General features: G+C 72.5%; 12 protein-coding genes and 1 other RNA gene. 2 read left to right on the forward strand and 11 right to left on the reverse strand.

Annotated features, from left to right (window positions below; genetic code table 11):
* Window positions 1–160 precede the first annotated feature (160 nt).
* The 4 genes from OG552_RS13070 to OG552_RS13085 form a co-directional block, all read right to left on the reverse strand.
* Window positions 161–1,804, reverse strand: coding sequence for a beta-N-acetylhexosaminidase (locus OG552_RS13070; RefSeq protein WP_329132440.1), 1,644 nt, complete (start codon window positions 1,802–1,804; stop codon window positions 161–163).
* An 85-nt stretch (window positions 1,805–1,889) separates the two neighbouring features.
* On the reverse strand, window positions 1,890–3,077 hold the full coding sequence (locus OG552_RS13075) for a tetratricopeptide repeat protein (protein ID WP_329132441.1): 1,188 nt from the start codon (window positions 3,075–3,077) through the stop codon (window positions 1,890–1,892).
* Between the two features lie 91 nt (window positions 3,078–3,168).
* On the reverse strand, window positions 3,169–3,468 hold the full coding sequence (locus tag OG552_RS13080; RefSeq protein ID WP_329132443.1) for a DUF3039 domain-containing protein: 300 nt from the start codon (window positions 3,466–3,468) through the stop codon (window positions 3,169–3,171).
* 28 nt (window positions 3,469–3,496) lie between these two features.
* Entirely contained in the window at window positions 3,497–4,084 is a 588-nt protein-coding gene (locus OG552_RS13085; protein WP_329132444.1) for a YqgE/AlgH family protein, read from the reverse strand.
* Between the two features lie 277 nt (window positions 4,085–4,361).
* Here OG552_RS13085 and murA point away from each other — a divergent pair, with 277 nt between their 5' ends.
* Window positions 4,362–5,708, forward strand: coding sequence for a UDP-N-acetylglucosamine 1-carboxyvinyltransferase (gene murA / locus OG552_RS13090; protein ID WP_329132446.1), 1,347 nt, complete (start codon window positions 4,362–4,364; stop codon window positions 5,706–5,708).
* A gap of 83 nt (window positions 5,709–5,791) precedes the next feature.
* On the opposite strand, the gene OG552_RS13095 is transcribed toward murA, so the two are convergent.
* From OG552_RS13095 to ssrA, 7 genes are all read right to left on the reverse strand, one after another.
* Window positions 5,792–6,073, reverse strand: a complete 282-nt coding sequence (locus tag OG552_RS13095; RefSeq protein WP_329132448.1) for an HU family DNA-binding protein — start codon at window positions 6,071–6,073, stop codon at window positions 5,792–5,794.
* Between the two features lie 258 nt (window positions 6,074–6,331).
* Window positions 6,332–7,780, reverse strand: coding sequence for an NAD-dependent malic enzyme (locus OG552_RS13100; RefSeq protein WP_329132450.1), 1,449 nt, complete (start codon window positions 7,778–7,780; stop codon window positions 6,332–6,334).
* A 494-nt stretch (window positions 7,781–8,274) separates the two neighbouring features.
* A complete protein-coding gene (locus tag OG552_RS13105) occupies window positions 8,275–10,530 on the reverse strand; it encodes a HelD family protein (protein WP_329132452.1) in 2,256 nt (751 codons plus the stop codon).
* A gap of 113 nt (window positions 10,531–10,643) precedes the next feature.
* On the reverse strand, window positions 10,644–11,210 hold the full coding sequence (locus OG552_RS13110; RefSeq protein ID WP_329132454.1) for a CGNR zinc finger domain-containing protein: 567 nt from the start codon (window positions 11,208–11,210) through the stop codon (window positions 10,644–10,646).
* Window positions 11,211–11,349: 139 nt separating this feature from the next.
* The gene (locus OG552_RS13115; RefSeq protein WP_329132456.1) at window positions 11,350–12,516 is read right to left on the reverse strand and encodes a uroporphyrinogen-III synthase; all 1,167 of its coding nucleotides are present in this window, start codon (window positions 12,514–12,516) and stop codon (window positions 11,350–11,352) included.
* 153 nt (window positions 12,517–12,669) lie between these two features.
* Window positions 12,670–14,022: a nitrate/nitrite transporter gene (locus tag OG552_RS13120; protein WP_329132458.1), complete on the reverse strand. Its 1,353-nt coding sequence runs from the start codon at window positions 14,020–14,022 to the stop codon at window positions 12,670–12,672.
* Window positions 14,023–14,823: 801 nt separating this feature from the next.
* Window positions 14,824–15,193, reverse strand: a transfer-messenger RNA (tmRNA) gene (gene ssrA / locus OG552_RS13125).
* 300 nt (window positions 15,194–15,493) lie between these two features.
* On the opposite strand from ssrA, the gene OG552_RS13130 reads away from it, so the two are divergent.
* Window positions 15,494–19,360: a S8 family peptidase gene (locus tag OG552_RS13130; RefSeq protein ID WP_329132460.1), complete on the forward strand. Its 3,867-nt coding sequence runs from the start codon at window positions 15,494–15,496 to the stop codon at window positions 19,358–19,360.
* Window positions 19,361–19,381 lie beyond the last annotated feature (21 nt).

A 19,381-nucleotide genomic window follows, 5' to 3' on the forward strand; every position in this document is an offset into this window, starting at 1 on the left:
GAGGGTCCTTGAAGTACCGATCCGCCCACAGCGGGGTTGATCGCACGACTCCACCGATATTGGTCGCTGTGCCGGAATTGCCATCTTCCGGGCTTGTTGACACGGTACGCGTCCACGGTGCCAGCTCGTCACGGAGCCTGTGGATAACTTCCGCCCCGCGTCACACGATCGGGGGCGGCCCGGCCTTGGGACGGCCCACGACCCCGGGGCGGCGCTGCCACGGCAGCGGTCCGCCGGCCGGCCGGTACTCCACCCCGAGGGCGTCGAGCCGGGCGTAGTGGACGGCCATCCGGCGCTCGAAGTCCGGCCAGTCGCGCGCGGCCGGCTCCGGCAGCGCGGACCAGGCGACCTCGGCGAAGGCGGCGAGCCGCGGGAAGGCCATGTAGTCCAGCACCCGTACCGAGTCCATCACTTCGGTCCAGATGTTGGCCTGGGTGCCGATCACGCGGGCGGCCTCGTCCTCGGTCAGTTCCTGCGGCACCGGCTCGAACCGGTAGACGTCCTCCAGCGTGCGGGCGTGCGCGATCGGCACCGGCTCGTCCGGCGACTCCGACTGCCGCCAGTCCAGGTAGACATGGCTCTGCGGGCACATCACCACGTCGTGCCCGGCCCTGGCCGCCGCGACACCGCCCGCGTAGCCCCGCCAGGAGGCCACGGCCGCGCCGGGCGCCAGCCCGCCCTCCAGGATCTCGTCCCAGCCGATCAGCCGGCGGCCGCGTTCGGCGAGCCAGTTGTCGAAGTGCCGGATCAGCCAGCTCTGCAGCTCGTCCTCGTCGGCGAGGTCCAGCTCCTTGATCCGGGTCTGGGCGGTGGCCGACTCGCGCCACTGCTCCTTGGGGCACTCGTCGCCGCCGATGTGGAAGAACGTGCCGGGGAACAGGTCGAGCAGTTCGGTGAAGACGTTCTCGTAGAAGCGCAGGGTGCTGTCGGTGGGTGCCAGTACGTTGGGGTTGACGCCCCAACTGGTGAGCACGGGGAGGGTGGTGGTGTCGATGACGTCGGTGTTGCCGAGTTCCGGGTAGGCGGCGATGGCCGCCTGCGAGTGGCCGGGGATGTCGATCTCGGGGACGACGGTGATATGCCGCTCGGCGGCGTAGGCCACGATCTCCCGGATGTCGTCCTGGGTGTAGTAGCCGCCGTGCGGGCGCTCGTCCCACAGCGTCGACTCCCGCAGCCCGACCTTGGTGCGCTCCCGCCAGGCGCCGACCTCGGTCAGCCGCGGGTAGCGCTCGATCTGCACCCGCCAGCCCTGGTCGTCGGTGAGGTGGAAGTGCAGCACGTTGAGCTTGTGGGCGGCCATCAGGTCGAGGTAGCGCAGCACGACGTCCTTGGGCATGAAGTGCCGTGCCACGTCCAGCATGAAGCCGCGCCAGCCGAACCGCGGGGCGTCCTGCAGGTGGCAGGCCGGCGCCCGCCAGGCGCGGTCGGGGCCGCCGACGGGCGCGCGCCGGAAGGCGTCGGGGCCGAGCAGCTGGCGCAGGGTCTGCGCGCCCCAGAAGACCCCGGCGGGACTGGCCCCGGTGATCCGTACGCCGGAGGCCGGATCCACGGTGAGGCGGTAGCCCTCCGGGCTGCCGGAGGCGCGCTCGTCCACCGCGAGCCGCACCAGGCCCGCGTCGGCGCCCCTGTCGCCGGGTGCCGCGGGCGGCAGCGGCAGCCCGGTGGCGGCGCCCAGCGTGGCCCGCAGCCAGCGCGCCGCACCTTCCGTGCCGGGTTCCGCCACCAGGACGGTCCCGGAGGTGAGGGTGAAGCTCCCGTCTGCGGAGTAACTCGGTTCGTGACTCGGGGTGGGGATGAGGTCCATGGGGACAATCCTGCCGCCGAATCGGCGATTGGCATAGACCAATCGACCGATCGGGCGTCCCGCCGTCCCGGCGGAACCGCGCCTTTCAGAGCACCTGCCGCCGCCGCACCTGGATCCACCAGACCAGCAGCAGCGCGCCGAGCCACCCCAGCACGATCCAGCCCAGATGCACCACGGCCAGCGCCGCCCACTCCCAGTCGGGCACGTCACCGCGGGACGCGAGCGCCAGCGTCACCCCCACCAGCAGGCTGATGGCCACCAGTTGGGCGAGTATCAGCCGCCCGTACCGCAGCATCCGGCGGGCCAGCCAGGCGCCGTACCACCAGCGCACCCCGAGCAGGACGACCAGCACCGCGCCGACTCCGGCGGCGGCGGCCGTCGCGGTGGCCCACAGCGGCCAGGCATGGCCGCGCCAGGCCCGGTCGGCGGCCATCCCGGTGCTGAGCAGCACCGGCAGCGGCAGCGCCGCCCCGACGTGGACCGCGCCGATCCGCCAGAGCCAGTCGTCGCCGGCCAGTTCGGTACGGGTGGTGGCCCGGATGCCGCGCAACCGGGTCCTGGCGCTGATGCCCGAGCGGCGGCTGCCGCTCTTCACCAGCACCGCGACCAGGACGAAGGTGGCGGTGAGCACGGCGCCGCCGGCGATCAGCTGCCAGGTGTCACCGGTCTCCATCCGGTAGAGCTGCACTCCCCAGAAGAGCAGGAGGCCGATCCCGCCGATCAGCGCCCCGCCGCGCGGCGCGGTGAGCTGCCCGGGGTCCACCCCGAGGGTCAGGGCGCGCTCGACGGCCGACTCGTGCTCGGCGCGGTGCCGCCGGGCGGGACGGCCGGTGAGTCCGCGGGTCGCCGAGAGCGAGCGGGCCAGCGCCACCTGGGCCTCGGCCTCGTACGGCGCGACCGCGACCGCCCGGCGGGCGGCGGCCACCGCGTCCGGGACCCGGCCCAGCCGCCGGTAGACGTCGGACAGCAGGACCGACGGCTCCCAGCCGTCGGGATCGGAACCGGCCGCGCGCAGCGCCACCGTCAGGGCGGCGTGCGCCTCGTCCAGCGAGAGCAGGACCACACCGGCCAGCACGAAGACGTCCGCCGCCTCCGCGGGCCCGGCGATCGCCAGCGCCCAGTCGACCGCCTCACGGGCCTCCGCGGGCCGCCGCTCCTGGGTCAGCACCCAGGCACGCAGCAGATAGCCCGCGCTGCCGTTGCGCTCGACGAAGGCATCGCTCACCAGGGAGTGCGCTTCGGCGAAGCGGCCCTGGCCGACCAGGACATGCACCCGTTCGCCGCTGCTCGCGTCGTCCTCGGGCAGCCCGTCGCCGGGCAGGTCCTCGTCGTCCGGCGGGTCCGCCGCTCCGAACGCGCCGCTGTCAGCCGTTGCTGCCCCTGCCCGACTTGTCCTTGCCGCTGTTGTCGCCGCCGAAGGACATGCCCTCGTAGATCTCCTTGCACATCGGGCAGACCGGGTACTTCTTCGGGTCGCGCCCGGGGACCCAGACCTTGCCGCACAGGGCGACGACGGGCGTGCCTTCCAGCGCGCTCGCCATGATCTTGTCCTTCTGGACGTAGTGCGCATAGCGCTCGTGGTCGCCGTCACCGTGGGAGAGCTGCGGAGTCGGCTCGACCAGGGTGCCGGTGCCCGCCCCGCGCTCGGGCTCAAGAGTGCTCATGGACGTCAAGCGTAATTGAGATCCGGCGTTAATTGAGCGTCGGATCGTCGGGATACGTGGCCACCATGGCCAGCTCGCTCAGCTGGCGGCGCAGCACGGACCGCCACAGCCGCTCGGGATCGGGCGCCGAGACGTCCCCCGGCTCGGACTCCACGACGTACCAGGCACCGTCCACCAGCTCCCGTTCCAGCTGGCCGGGGCCCCAGCCCGCGTAGCCGGCGAAGATCCGCAGCGAGCCCAGCTCGGCGGCCAGCAGCTCCGGCGGCGCCTCCAGGTCGACCAGGCCGATGGCGCCGTGCACACGGCGCCAGCCGAGCACGCCCGTCTCCCCGCCGGCGGCCGGTTCGCCGGGGACGACGGCAAGGCCGAGCGCGGAGTCCAGCGAGACCGGACCGCCCTGGAAGACCACCGCCGGGGTGCCGGCCAGCGCCGCCCACGGCTCCAGCACATCGCCGACGTCCACCGTGGTCGGCCGGTTCAGCACCACGCCGAGCGTCCCCTGCCGGTCGTGGTCGAGCAGCAGCACCACGGCCCGGTCGAAATTCGGGTCCGCCAGCTTCGGGGTGGCGATCAGCAGTCGCCCGGTGAGCGAGGACACCTCGGTCATGGTCAACATGATCCCGCATCCCGGGGGCACGCGTAGGCTCAACGCCGAGCGGACGGACGGGCGGACCGATGGCCGATGACGACGGGGGCCGGTCAGCACGGGCAGGTCGCGGAGCGGATTACCATTTCTTCCTGGTTCCCGCGCGGCGGCCGCACCCGGGCGCCCTGCTGCCCTCTTGACCTCCTGCTTCACCCTCGTTCGAGCTCGTTCGACCTCCTTCGACACCGTTCGGCCTTCTTTGGCCCCCGTTGACCCCGTTGACGCCCTCCCTATGATCGCGAGATCCATGACCGACATCGCCGACGTACTGCTTGTCCATGGCGGAACCCCTCTTGAGGGAGAGATCAGGCTCAGAGGCGCGAAGAACCTCGTCCCGAAGGCCATGGTCGCCGCGCTGCTGGGCAGTTCACCCAGCAGGCTGCGCAACGTCCCCGAGATCCGCGACGTGCGGGTGGTCCGCGGACTGCTCCAGCTGCACGGCGTGACCGTGGAGAACGGCGACGAGCCCGGTGAACTGGTGCTGGACCCGACCAAGGTGGAGAGCGCCAACGTCGCCGACATCGACGCGCACGCCGGGTCCTCCCGGATCCCGATCCTCTTCTGCGGTCCGCTGCTGCACCGGCTCGGCCACGCCTTCATCCCGGGCCTGGGCGGCTGCGACATCGGCGGCCGGCCGATCGACTTCCACTTCGACGTGCTGCGGCAGTTCGGCGCGACCATCGACAAGCGGGCCGACGGCCAGTACCTGGAGGCCCCGCAGCGGCTGCGCGGCTGCAAGATCCGGCTGCCGTACCCGTCGGTCGGCTCCACCGAGCAGGTGCTGCTGACCGCGGTCCTCGCCGAGGGGGTCACCGAGCTCTCCAACGCCGCGGTCGAACCGGAGATCGAGGACCTGATCTGCGTACTGCAGAAAATGGGCGCGATGATCTCCATGGACACCGACCGGACCATCCGGATCACCGGCGTGGACCGGCTGGAGGGCTACACCCACCGGGCCATCCCGGACCGCCTGGAGGCGGCCTCCTGGGCGAGCGCGGCGCTGGCCACCGAGGGCGACATCTACGTCCACGGCGCGCAGCAGCGCTCGATGATGACCTTCCTGAACACCTTCCGCCGGGTCGGCGGCGCCTTCGAGATCCGCGACGAGGGCATCCGCTTCTGGCACCCGGGCGGCCCGCTGAACGCCATCGCGCTGGAGACCGACGTGCACCCCGGTTTCCAGACCGACTGGCAGCAGCCGCTGGTGGTGGCGCTCACCCAGGCCGCCGGGCTGTCGATCGTGCACGAGACGGTCTACGAGTCGCGGCTCGGCTTCACCTCCGCGCTCAACCAGATGGGCGCGCACATCCAGCTCTACCGGGAGTGCCTGGGCGGCAGCGCCTGCCGCTTCGGGCAGCGCAACTTCCTGCACTCGGCGGTGGTCTCCGGTCCCACCAAGCTGCAGGGCGCCGATCTGGTCATCCCCGACCTGCGCGGCGGCTTCTCCTACCTGATCGCGGCGCTGGCCGCGCAGGGCATCTCCCGGGTGCACGGAATAAGCCTCATCAACCGCGGCTACGAGAACTTCCTGTCCAAACTGCGGGGCCTCGGCGCGCAGATCGAGCTGCCGGAGCACGACCTGTCGCCGGCCTGAGCCCGGGCCCGTCAGGCACGCCGAAGGGCGGCCGCCCCGTTCGCCGGGGATGGCCGCCCTTCGTGTGTCACGCGCCTCGGCGACTACTTGCCCTTGGCGGCTTCCTTCAGCTTGGAGCCTGCGGAGACCTTGACGCTGTAACCCTCGGGGATGTCGATCGGCTCACCGGTCTGCGGGTTGCGGGCGGTACGGGCGGCACGGAGAGTGCGCTCGAAGGTCAGGAAGCCGGGGATGGTGACCTTCTCGTCGCCCTTGGCCACGATCTCACCAACGGTCTCAGCGAACGCGGCCAGAACGGCGTCCGCGTCCTTGCGGGTCACCTCGGCGCGGTCGGCCAGCGCGGCCACCAGCTCACTGCGGTTCATATCTGTACTCCCGTGTTCTTTCTAGCCATGGGGGCGCGAGCTACGAAGCTGTTGCTGTGTGCCTCACTGCCCAGGTGTGCATCCTGCCCCCACATATGGGGGGAAAGCCAATCGCCTGCCCGCGCGAGTCGCGGAAAAAGCGTGGCCGGGGGCCCGGGATGACGCAGTGTTGTCACACGGTCGACGCACGGAATCCGATCCGCGGCGGACAAGGTGACAACCGTCACGCCGCCCCGCGCGCTCCCGCCGGCCGCCGGGTCACGGCGTGGTGGACGTACCCCCGGCCGTACCCGCAACTGCCGGGCCCTGCGCCTTCGCTGCGTCCCGTACGGCGTCGGCGACCGCGCCGGCCACCTTGTCGTTGAAGACGCTGGGGATGATGTAGTTCGGGTTCAGCTCACCGTCGCCGACCACGCTCGCCAGCGCCCGCGCGGCGGCCAGCATCATCTCGGTGTTGACCGTCCGGGACTGCGCGTCCAGCAGACCGCGGAAGACACCCGGGAAGACCAGCACGTTGTTGATCTGGTTGGGGAAATCACTGCGGCCGGTGGCCACCACGGCGGCGGTCTCGCGGGCGGCGCCGGGGTCCACCTCGGGGTCGGGGTTGGCCAGCGCGAAGACGATCGCCTTGTCGGCCATCTTCGCGATGTCCGAGCCCTCCAGCACGTTCGGCGCGGAGACACCGATGAAGACGTCGGCGCCGACCACGGCCTCCTTCAGGGTGCCGGTGACGCCCTCGGGGTTGGTGTTGTCGGCGATCCAGCGCAGCGGCGACTCGGGGGCCGCGCTGACCAGGTCGTCGCGCTCGGCGTGCACCACCCCGTGGATGTCGGCCACCACCGCGTGCTTCACCCCGGCGGCCAGCAGCAGCTTCAAGATGGCCGTACCGGCCGCGCCCGCACCGGACATGACGACCCGCAGGTCACCGATCTGCTTGCCGACGCAGCGCAGCGCGTTGGTCAGCGCGGCCAGCACCACGATCGCGGTGCCGTGCTGGTCGTCGTGGAAGACCGGGATGTCCAGCGCTTCGCGCAGCCGGGCCTCGATCTCGAAGCAGCGCGGCGCGGAGATGTCCTCCAGGTTGATGCCGGCGAAGCCGGGGGCGATGGCCTTGACGATCGCCACGATCTCGTCGGTGTCCTGGGTGTCCAGGCACAGCGGCCAGGCGTCGATCCCGGCGAACCGCTTGAAGAGCGCCGCCTTGCCCTCCATCACCGGCAGCGCGGCCTTCGGGCCGATGTTGCCCAGCCCCAGCACCGCGGAGCCGTCGGTGACCACGGCCACCGAGTTGCGCTTGATGGTGAGCCGGCGGGCGTCCTCGGGGTTGGCGGCGATGGCCATGCAGACCCGGGCGACCCCGGGGGTGTAGACCATCGACAGGTCGTCGCGGTTGCGGATCGGGTGCTTGGACTGCATCTCGATCTTGCCGCCGAGGTGCATCAGGAACGTACGGTCGGAGACCTTGCCGATGACGACGCCCTCGATGCCGCGGAGCTTGCCCACGATCTGGTCGGCGTGCTCGGTGGAGCTGGCCGCCACGGTGACGTCGATACGGAGCTTCTCGTGACCCGAGGCGGTGACGTCGAGGCCGGTGACCGACCCGCCCGAGGACTCCACCGCGGTGGTGAGCTGGCTGACCGCGGTCCCGCTGGCGGGGACTTCCAGCCGTACCGTGATCGAGTAAGAGACGCTCGGCGCCGTTGCCATGACGACCTTCTTCCGGGTTCCTGCGGAGGGTGGTTCGTTGCCGGGTGCCCGTACGGACGCGCCGTGCGGACGTTGCGTGGACGTGTCCGTACGTGCGCGGACGTGCGTGAACATGCGCCGACGGACCCGCTTGCTGAACTGATGCCGATCGATCGTCGCACCTACCGCCGGGTACGCGTAAACCCGGATCAGCTGCTGGAAGCGTACTTCCGCCATACGGAGGTTGGCCGAGCGGGGGGCGATCCGCGGGGGAAGAACGGGTGGCCACGAGATGATCGGAAGGAAATCCGCCCGGCGGGAAGAGGTTCCGGGACGGGTTTGTTAGCCTGAGTACGGCACCGGCCCGATCCAAGCCCCCGGGCCCAACCTTAGGCGCTTCGAGCGCCCACTTGCCGCGAGGCGAGCATGGCGGGTCGGTGTCATCAACGTCTTCGGGCGCCCTTCCTCGGAAGGGCGCCCGAAGTGCGTTCGGGGGGCGCGTCAGGGGCGCCGGCTCAGTCCTTCCTGAGCAGGTCCGGTACGCCGTCCGCGTCCGGCAGGTCCCGCTCCCCGGCGATGACGGTAAGCCGCTGGGTGGCCCGGGTGAGCGCCACGTACAGCACCCGCAGCCCCGCCGGTGACTCCTCGGCGATCTCCGCCGGTGACACCACCACCGTGGCGTCGTACTCCAGGCCCTTCGCCTCCAGGCTGCCCAGCGCCACCACCCGGTCCCCCAGCCCGGCGAGCCAACCGCGGGCCTGTTCCCGGCGGTTCATCGCCACCACCACACCGACCGTGCCGTCCACCCGGGCCAGCAGCCGCTCCGCCACCGCCCGTACGTCCGCGCCCATGTCCTCGCCGGCCACCTCGTACTCCGGCCGGATGCCGGTGGAGCGCACCGCGCGCGGGGACTCGGCGCCGGGCATCGCCAGCGCCAGCACGGTCGTGGCGACCTCCGCGATCTCCGCGGGGTTGCGGTAGTTGACGGTGAGATTGAAACGGCGGCGCGGCCGGGAGCCCAGCGCCTCGTCACGGGCGCGGGCCGCCTCCTCCACGTCCGACCAGGAACTCTGCGCCGGGTCGCCGACGATCGTCCAGGTGGCGGTCCGGCCGCGGCGCCCGACCATCCGCCACTGCATCGGGGTGAGGTCCTGCGCCTCGTCCACGATGACGTGCGCGTACTCGGTGCGCTCCCTGGCCAGCCGCTCGGCCCGCTCCCGGCCGCTCTCGCCGCGCTGCGGCATCAGCTCGTCGAGGCCGGTGAGCTGGTCCATCGGGTCGATCTCGCGGCGCTTCTCGCGCGGCGGCGAACCGAGCAGCGTCTCCAGTTCGTCCAGCAGCGCCACGTCGTGCACGGTGGTGCCCTTGCGCCGCAGCGAACGGGCCACCCGGCGGACCTCCGGCGGCGAGAGCACCCGCCTGGCCCAGCGGGCCAGCCGCTTCTCGTCGGCGAGCGCGTCCAGGACGTCCCGCGGCTGGAGCACCGGCCACCAGTCCTCAAGGAAGTCGAGGAAGTCCTGCTCGGTACTGATGTCCTCGTCGAAGCCCTGGCGCTCCTCCACGGCCAGCTCGCGGTCGTCCTGACGGCGGCCCGCCTTGCGCCACAGCGCGTCCAGCAGCAGCCTGCGGGCCCGCGGGCGCAGCAGGTTGACCGGCGCGGTGCCGCCGAGCACCTGCTGGCGCACCGCGTCCAGCTCCTCGGCCGCCAGTTCGATCCGGCGCCCGAAGGCGACCACCCGCAGCACGCCGGGCCTGCGGTCGTCCCCGTCCAGGCAGCCGCGGGCCGCGTTGCGCAGCACCTTCAGCATCCGCGAGGAGCCCTTGATCCTGGCCACCGCCGGCTCGTCGTAGAGGTCGGCCGTCACGCCGTCCACCAGCGAGCCGACCGCGCGGATCGCGACCTGCCCCTCCTCGCCGAGCGACGGCAGCACGCCCTCGGTGTACGCCACCAGCAGCGGCGTCGGGCTGACGCACAGGATGCCGCCGGAGTAGCGCCGCCGGTCCTGGTAGAGCAGGTACGCGGCCCGGTGCAGGGCCACCGCGGTCTTGCCGGTGCCGGGGCCCCCGGTCACCTCGGTGACGGACGCGGCGGGCGCCCGGATCACCAGGTCCTGCTCGGCCTGGATGCTGGAGACGATGTCCCGCATCGAGTGGGTGCGGGCCTGCCCCAGCGCGGCCATCAGCGCGCCGTCGCCGACCACCGGCAGCCCGGTCTCCAGCTCGGGGCGGAGCAGGTCGTCCTCCACGCCCAGCACCCGGCGGCCCTTGGACCGGATCACCCGGCGGCGTACCACCCGGCCCGGAGCGACCGGTGTGGACCGGTAGAAGGGAGCGGCGGCCGGCGCCCGCCAGTCGATCACCAGCGGCGCGTAATCCGTGTCGAGCACCCCGATCCGGCCGATGTGCAGGGTCTCGGCGATGTCGGCGGTGGCGTCGTCGCGGATCGCGTCGTCCGCGGGGTCGACGGAGGTGAAGGCGCCGTCGGCACCCTTCTTGCCGTCCTTGCCGCGCAGCAGGTCGATCCGGCCGAAGAGGAAGTCCTCGAACTCGCTGTTCAGCCGGTTCAGGTGGATACCCGCGCGGTACACCTGGGCGTCCCGTTCCGCCAGTGCGCCGGGCGTGCCGACCTGGCCGCGCTGGGCGGCGTCGCTCATCAGGAACTCGGCCTCGTGGATCTTCTCCTCAAGGCGGTGGTACACCCGGTCCAGGTGCGCCTGTTCGGCGGCGATCTCCTGGTCCCTGACCCCCGGTGCTGCGGTCTGCGCGGCCACGCAGGACCCCCTTCTTCCGTGCGGTGCCCCTCGCGCGACCGTGCGTGGGGCAGCCTGCAACCGTACGCGACCTGCGGGCTTCTGCCCACCCGGCCCGCCCGGGCTCGCCGGTGTCAGCCCCGGGTGGTCCTGAGCGTGGTACGGCGCCGGTGGCGGGCCACCCGTTCCCGGTTTCCGCACACCTCACTGCTGCACCAGCGGCGCCGTCCGCCCCGCGAGGTGTCCAGATAGACCCGGGGGCAGTTCTCCCCCTCGCACCGTCTGAGCTGCGCACGGGCCACCGGATCGGTGAACAGCTCCACCGCGTCCCGGGCGACCACGGCGAGCAGCTGCTCGCAGCCCGGCGCGCCCGCGAGGCCCTTGGTGAGCGTCCCGGCCTCCCCCAGCACCGCGGCGGGCGCGGGCGGCGCGGGCCGTGCCGCCTCGTTCAGCCCCGCCACGTCCTGCGCCGCCTGCGGCAGGCCGCCGAGTTCGGCGCCCACCATCCGCTCCAGCCGCCCCCGCAGCGTCAGGAACGGCCCCAGCCAGTCCGCCGCGACCCCCACCTCGATGCCCGCGGGCACCAGTCCCGCGTCGTACACCCATCCCCGTAATCCCCGTGCCGACCCGAGCGCCGGCCCTTCCCCCGTCGCCACCAGGTCCAGACAGACCCGGCCGCTGTCGAATCCCAGAGCCCCCATCACGCCACCACCTTCCCCATCCGTCCCCCTCCCCACCAGGGTGCCCGGCAACCCCGAAGGGTGCCAGAGGCCGAACGGCCGGGCGGGAGGCGAACGGGGCCGGAGGTTCAGCGCGGGGGACGCTCGACGGGAAGGGCGTTCAGCGGGGCGACGGCACGTACTTGCCCTCGGCGTGGGGGTCGAGCGACAGCCGGTAGCCCCGCTTGACCACCGTCTGGATCAGCTTCGGCGCCCCCAGCGCCACCCGCAGCCGCGCCATCGCCGTCTCGACGGCGTGCTCGTCCCGCCCGGCCCCGGGGAGCACCCGCAGCAAGTCCCCCCGGGAGACCACCCATCCGGGCCGCCGTGCCAGCGCCCGCAGCAGCGACATCCCGGCCGGCGGCACCGCCCGCAGCCCGCCGTCCACCACCGCCGCCTGCCCCCGGATCTCCAGCCGGTGCCCGGCGACCGGCAACGGCCGTACCCGCCCTGGCAGTTCATTCGCGATGAGCTGCACCAGCGGGCCGAGCCTGAACCGCTCCGGGGCCTGCGTCGGCACGTCGTGCGCCTGCAACGGCAGCGCCGTCACCGGCCCCACGCACGCCGCCAGCACCGCCCCGCCGCGGAACGCCTCCAGCAACTCCCGCAGCTGCCCCCGCCGTTCGGCCCGGGCCAGCAGCGACGCGGCGGCCGGCGCACTGGTGAAGCTCACCGCGTCCACACCGCCCGCCACCACCACGTCCAGCAGCCGGTCCACCGGCCCCAAATCCTCCGGCGCGGTCCACCGGTACACCGGCACGCCCACCACCCGTGCCCCGGCCTCGCGCAGCGCCTCACTGAAGCCGGGCAGCGGCTCCCCGTGCAACTGCACGGCCACGCACCGCCCTTCGACCCCTTCGTCGAGCAGCCGCTCCAGCACTTCGGCCATCGACTCCGAGGCCGGCGACCACGCCTCCTTGAGGCCGGCGGCCCGTACCGCGCCGCGCACCTTCGGTCCCCTCGCGAGCAGTTCGACCCCGTCGAGCCGGCGCAGGAGTGCCTCCCCGAGGCCCCAGCCGTCCGCGGCCTCGATCCAGCCGCGGAAACCGATCGCCGTGGTGGCGATCACCACATCAGGCGCGTCGTCGAGCAACTGCTTGGTGGCGTCGAGGAGTTCGGCGTCGTCCGAGAGCGGCACGATCCGCAGCGCCGGTGCCCGCAGCACCACCGCCCCGCGCCGCTCCAGCAGCGCGGCCAGTTCGTCCGCGCGGCGGGCGGCCGTCACTCCGACGGTGAAACCCGCCAGCGGCGGCACCGCCGCCGGCTCGCCGCTTCCCTTCGCGTACATGGCTCCGCCCCACTTCGCTGGAGGTGCTCGTCCCACCGCGGGCCCCGCTGCCCGGCGAACGCCCGTCACCCCGCCGGGACCTGCATCGTCGCAAGACGCGGTGACGGGTCGGGTTCACCCGGATTACCCGGCTGTTACGTAGCCGGCCCCCGTTCACACCCGCGCCGGGACCGTCGCCGAGGCAGGGACCCCCTGACCGGTACCGGCCGGTAGCCCAGCAGGCCGCCGCAGGTATACGGCCCAGGTGACCGCGTAGCAGAGCGCGTAACACACCAGAAAGGAGACGAACGCCGGGGTCCCGCTCCCCGCGTGCAGGAACGACTCCCGGAAGGCCAGGTTGATTCCGACCCCGCCGAGCGCCCCGACCGCGCCGATCAGTCCCATCGACGCCCCCGACAGCCGCCGGCCGTACGCCGCCGCGGCGTCCCCGGTGAGCCCCCGCGCCTCGGCCTTGCGCTGGAAGATCGCCGGAATCATCTTGTACGAGGACCCGTTGCCGATCCCGCTGAGCACGAAGAGCGCGATGAAGCCGACCAGGAACACCGCCAGTGACCGCGCCTGCGACGCGACGATCACCACGGTGGTCGCCACCGCCATCGCGAGGAAGTTCCACCAGGTGATCCGGCTGCCGCCCAGCCGGTCCGCGAGCCGCCCGCCCACCGGCCGTACCAGTGACCCCAGCAGCGGCCCGATGAAGGTCAGGTACGCCGCCTGCAGTGGGGTCCTGCCGAACTGGTTCTGCAGCACGAGGCCGAAGGCGAAGCTGTAGCCGATGAAGGAGCCGAAGGTCCCCACGTACAGCAGCGACATGATCCAGGTGTGCGGGTCCTTCGCCGCCTCGACGGCCGCGCCGGTGTCGCTGCGGACGCTGCTCAGGTTGTCCATGAAGAGCGCGGCGAGCAGCGCCGCCAGCACGATCAGCGGGATGTACACCGCGAGCACGATCCGCGGATGGGCGGCCCCCGCCGTGCCGATCACGAGCAGCCCGACCAGCTGGATCGCGGCGACGCCCAGATTCCCGCCGCCGGCGTTCAGGCCGAGCGCCCAGCCTTTGCGGCGCAGCGGGTAGAAGGAGTTGATGTTCGTCATCGAGGAGGCGAAGTTGCCGCCGCCGACGCCGGTCAGCGCGGCCACCGTCATCAGCGTTCCGTAGGACACCCCGGGCTTGACCACGAAGGCGGCGGTCACGGTCGGGATCAGCAGCAGCAGCGCGCTGACCACGGTCCAGTTGCGGCCGCCGAACCACGCGACGGCGAAGGTGTACGGGACCCGGAGCACCCCGCCGACCAGCGTCGGCAGCGCCACGAGGAAGAACTTCCCGGCCGGGTCGACGCCGTATCCGGGGCCCATGAAGAGCACCATCACCGACCACAGGCTCCACACCGAGAAGCCGATGTGCTCGCTGAGCACGGAGAAGGCGAGATTGCGGCCGGCGATCCGGCGGCCCCCGCCCTCGTCCCAGAACGTCTCGTCCTCGGGGTCCCACGTGTCGATCCAGCGCCCCATCACGGCCTCCCGCCATCGGAATTCCGTCCGACGATAGGAACGGCGGGTTTCCACGCCATGCCGCGAGGTGACACGAGCGCAACCATGCACTCACCCCCGGCCCCCCACCCCTGTGAGCCCCACCCCGCCCGTCCCCGGCGGCACCCCCCGCCCAGCACCCGGGGGAACGGGTGCCGAAACCCCCGACCCGCGGCGTGAGGGATGCGGGTGCCGAGGCCCACCCCCGACATGCGCGGCGGCCCGGGCACCCCGGGGCGTGAAGGTGCTGCCCCGCACCTCCAGCCCCCAGGGGTACGGGGTAGCGAAGCCCTCCCCCGGAGTGCGAGGGCCCCGCACTCCGCTTCGTGAGGATGCGGGGGCCCCGGGGGCGCCCCGCCCGGTGCCTGGGGGTGCGGGTGGCGAAGCCCCCGCCGGGCGAGGCGCCCCCGCACGCGCGGCGTAAGGGATGCGGGCAGCGAAGGCCGCCGCCGAGGCGCGAGGCGAAGCCCAGCAGAAACGACGAAGGCAAGGCGCCCTCCGCCCTCCGCGGGCGCACCTCGCCCGACGCGCAGGGGCACCCCGCCCGGTGCCTGGGGGTGCGGGTGGCGGAGCCCCCGCCGGGCGAGGCGAAGCCGAGCAGAAACGACGAAGGCGAGGCGGCCCGCGCTTTCCGCGGGCACACCTCACCCGACGCCCGGGGGCACCCCGCCCGGTGCACGGGGGTGCGGGTGGCGGAGCCCCCGCCGGGCGAGGCGAAGCCGAGCAGAAACGACGAAGGCGAGGCGGCCCGCGCTTTCCGCGGGCACACCTCGCCTATCGCATTCGTGGAGATGGCGGGAATCGAACCCGCGTCCTGTGGTGCGGAATCAGGGCTTCTCCGAGCGCAGTCCGCTGTGCTTTTCTCGGCCCCGGCAGTCACGCGGACAAGCCGCCGACGGGCCCAGTCACTGTTTGATTTCCTTCCAGGACCCGTGACCGGTCCTAGAAGTTTAGTTCCCTAGCTGATGCCAGGATCCGGGTCGGGAACAGCCCCGGGCTGACACTTCGCAAGTCGCTACTTAGGCAGCGAGGGCGAAGGAATCGCGCTTGGTGTTGGCGATTATTGGTTTCGGCATATGGTTAACGAGATCATTGCCGCTTCCTCGGCTCGCTTCCCCTGCTTCGACATCCCCAGTCGAAACCGATCATCCCCATGTTGTTTTTTCAAGGTGCGCCGCCGGACTCACCATGGCCCGGCGATGCTCACTGTGCTCGCTCCATCGTAGGGGAAGAACGCCCGGCGGTGCCAGCGCATTCCCGCCGCGCACCCCGTGGTCAACCCTGACGTCACCCACCCGTAGGACGCCCGCCGGCCGGGGCCCCGCCCCGGCCGGCCCCGTGGCGCCCTTGTGACACGTCACATCCGTGCCACAGGAAACCGGTGACACGCCCGCGGCCCCCGGCTGATTCTGTCCAGCATCGCGTGCACACGCAGAGAGAGGGGCTGGACCGAATGAGACGAACCCGCCTTGCGGCGGTGGTGTCGACCGGGCTGATCGTGGCCGCTTCCGCAACCGTCCCGAGCATCGCCCAGGCAAGCGACACCCCGGCGAACACCGTCCGAACGGGCGGATCCGCAGGTACGGCGGCCACCGCGACCGCCACCGTCCGCCTGATCACCGGTGACCAGGTGACCGTCACCACCACCGCGGACGGCGCGCACACCGCCTCGATCGAGCCCGGCGCCGGGCGGCAGCGCATCGTGTTCCACACCGCCGAGACCGACGGCCGGATCAGCGTGGTGCCGTCCGACGCCGACCCGCTGCTGCGCTCCGGGCGTCTCGACCGGCGGCTCTTCGACGTCACCGCACTGGTCGCCCAGCAGTACGACGAGGCGCACACCGCCGCCCTGCCGCTGATCATCGCGCAGCCCGCGGGCGTGAGCGTGAACGCGGTGGACCGGCTCACCTCGCTGGCCGCCCCCGGCGCGCCCGCCCTCGACCTGGACAGCATCGGCGCGCGCTCGGTCCGTATCCCCGACGCCGGCCTCGACGACTTCTGGCAGCGCCTGGTCCCCGCGGCCCCGCCCGCGAGCGCGAAAGCCCAGACCGCCCAGACCGCGCAGACCGCGCAGACCGCCCAAGCCCTCCAGGCCACCCCCAGGATCTGGCTCGACGGCCGGGTCGGGGCCGCCGCGGACAGCAGCATGGACCAGATCGGCGCGCCCGCCGTGTGGCAGGCCGGCTACCAGGGCGACAAGGTCAAGGTCGCGATCCTGGACACCGGCGTCGACCAGACCCACCCGGACCTCGCCGGCCGCGTCGCCGAGGCCGAGGACTTCACCGACAGCCCCTCCGGGACCGGTGACCACTTCGGTCACGGCACCCATGTGGCCTCCATCATCGGCGGCACCGGCGCCGCCTCCGGCGGTGCGCGCAAGGGCGTCGCCCCGGCCGCGAACCTGCTGGTCGGCAAGGTCCTCGGCGACGACGGCTACGGCACCGACTCCCAGGTGATCGCCGGGATGCAGTGGGCGGCCGACGAAGGCGCCAAGGTGGTCAACATGAGCCTGGGGGCCGACGACGAGAGCGACGGCACCGACCCGATGAGCCTCGCGCTCGACGAGATCACCCGCACCAGCGGCACCCTCTTCGTCGTGGCGGCGGGCAACAACGGCGAGAGCGGCCAGCAGACCGTCGGCATCCCCGGTGTCGCCGACGAGGCGCTCACCGTCGGCGCGGTGGACGCCAAGGACGCGCTCGCCGACTTCTCCAGCCGCGGCCCGCGCAGCGGCGACGGCGCGGTCAAGCCCGACGTCACCGCCCCCGGCGTGGACATCGTCGCGGCCCGCGCGGCGGGCACCACCCTGGGCGACCCGGTCGACACCTACTACGTCACCCTCTCGGGCACCTCGATGGCCACCCCGCACGTGGCCGGCGCGGCGGCGCTGCTGGCGCAGCGGCACCCCGACTGGTCGGCGCACCAGCTCAAGGACGCGCTGATCAGCACCGCGCACACCGTCGAAGGGCAGGGCGTGACCGACCAGGGCGGCGGCCGGATCGACGTCGCAGCGGCGGCGCTGGGCTCCGTCACCGCCACCGGCACCGTCTTCCTGGGCGACGTCCACCAGGCGGACCCGGCCGCCACGTATCCGGTCCGCTACACCAACACCTCGGCCACCGCCGTGACCCTCAAGCTGGGCCTGGTGCTGAAGACCGCCGGCGGCCGGTCGGTCGCCGGGGACGCGGTACGGCTCGGCAGTGACACGGTGACCGTGCCGGCCGGCGGCACCATCCAGGTGCCGGTGTCGGTGAACCCGGCCAAGGTGCCCACCGGCTCCTACTACGGCTATCTGACCGCCACCCCGGCGGGCGGCGCGGCCGGGAGCGTGCACACCACCCTCGCGCTGGTCGCCCACGGCCCCGTCCACACCCTCACCATCACCGCCTACGACGGCCACGGCGACCGCGCCCAGCCGGCGCTCTCCATCTGGGGCGCCGGCGGCATGGTCAACGCGGTGGACGACGGCACGGGCAGCGGCAGGTACACCGCCTCGGTCGAGGAGGGTACGTACCAGGTCCGTGCCTCCTTCCAGGAGCTGACGGCCGACGGGATCGTGGAGCGCCTGGTCGTGCTCCCGGAGGTGAAGGTCACCAAGGACACCGCGGTGACCACCGACGCGCGCCGCACGACGCAGGTGCAGATCCGTACCCCCCAGCCGGCCCAGCAGAACGGCCTGGTGTACTACCAGACCTACCGGCAGATCGACGGGCGCGGCCTCAGCGAGACCGAGCAGTTCTTCGGCGGCGCCCTGGACCGGCTGTACGTCAGCCCCACCGCCCAAGTCACCGACGGGAGCTTCGAGTTCGCCTCCCGCTGGCAGCTCACCGCACCGCTGCTCGATGTCGACGCGCAGGGCACGGGACTGGACCTCAAGGGGTTCTACATGCCCACCTCACCGGTCTTCGACAGCCACGGGGTGAGCCTGACCGCCGTGGACGCGGGCTCCCTGGAGAAGCCGGACTTCAGCCGGGTCCGCGGCCGGCTGGCCGTCGTACGCAACGAAAGCGGCGAGAGCGAGCACGAGTTGGCGGCCGCCGCGGCCAAGGCCGGCGCCCGGGGCCTGATGATCGTGCACTTCTCCGACTTCGCCTGGACCCGCTGGAGCCCGACCGGCACCCGCACCGCGCTGCCGACGGTACGCGTCGGCAAGGCGGTCGGCACCGCGCTGCTGCAGCGGCTGGCGAAGAAGACCACCACGGTGCGGTTCACCGGCACCGCGGTCAGCCCGTACCTGTACGACGTGATGCAGACCTCCAGTCAGCGCATCCCGCAGCAGGTGGTGTACACCGTCTCCGCCCAGAACAGCGCAGTCGTCCACAGCACCTACGCCGACAACGGCGGCGAGCCGTGGGCGAGCGAACAGCGGTACGCCTGGCGGCCCTACCAGGGCACCGCGTGGGAGGCCACCCGCAACGTACCGACCGGCATCACCCGTACCGAGTACATCAGCGCCAACGGCACCTACTGGCAGCACCTGGTCAACCACGCCACCACGTTCGACATCGACGCGCCGCTGCTGTCCGGCATGGCCGACGCCATCAGGACGTTCCGGCCGGGCAGGCAGCCGGACGAGGCGTGGCAGCAGGCCGTGGTGCGGCCGTCGATCCCGCGCGGCACGCAGACCCCGAGCGTCCGCACCGGCAACGCACTCGACCTGCGGATACCGGAGTTCACCGACTCCGGCGCCGGGCACTGGTCGCGGGCCGCGGTCGGCGGCGGCTTCGGCACCTCCGCGCAGCCGGGTGACATCGGCGACGATCCCGGCACGGAGGAGCCCGACACCACCAGCGCGGTGCTGTACCGCAACGGTTCCGAGGCGGCCAGGGCCGACACCCCGTGGACGGACTTCGAGGTGCCCGCGGCGACGGCCGACTACCGCCTGGACGTGACGACGTCACGGACCTCCGCGGAGTGGCGGTACGCCACGAACACCAGCACGTCCTGGTCGTTCCGCTCCGGCAGCACCTCCGAGGCGACCCTGCTGCCGCTGCTCCAGCTCGACTACGCGGTCCCGGTCGACGCCCGCAACACGGTGGCGTCCGGCCGCTCGCACACCGTCGGGCTGACGGTCCGCGCCCAGGACGGCGCGGCCGTACCGCGCGGGGTGCGGGTCACCGTCGAGGCGTCGTACGACGACGGGAAGACCTGGAGCCGCGCGCAGGTCGAGGACCGCGGCCACAACGCCTTCGGCGCGGTGGTCACCAAGTCCCCGCGTACCCACGGCGACACCTATGTGACGCTGCGGGTGACCGCACAGGACACGGCCGGCGACCGCGTCCAGCAGACCGTGCGGCGCGCGTACTTGTGGCAGGGATGAGGGGGCCCGGCCACAGCTGAG

The organism is Streptomyces sp. NBC_01476, assembly GCF_036227265.1.
Classification (GTDB): domain Bacteria; phylum Actinomycetota; class Actinomycetes; order Streptomycetales; family Streptomycetaceae; genus Actinacidiphila.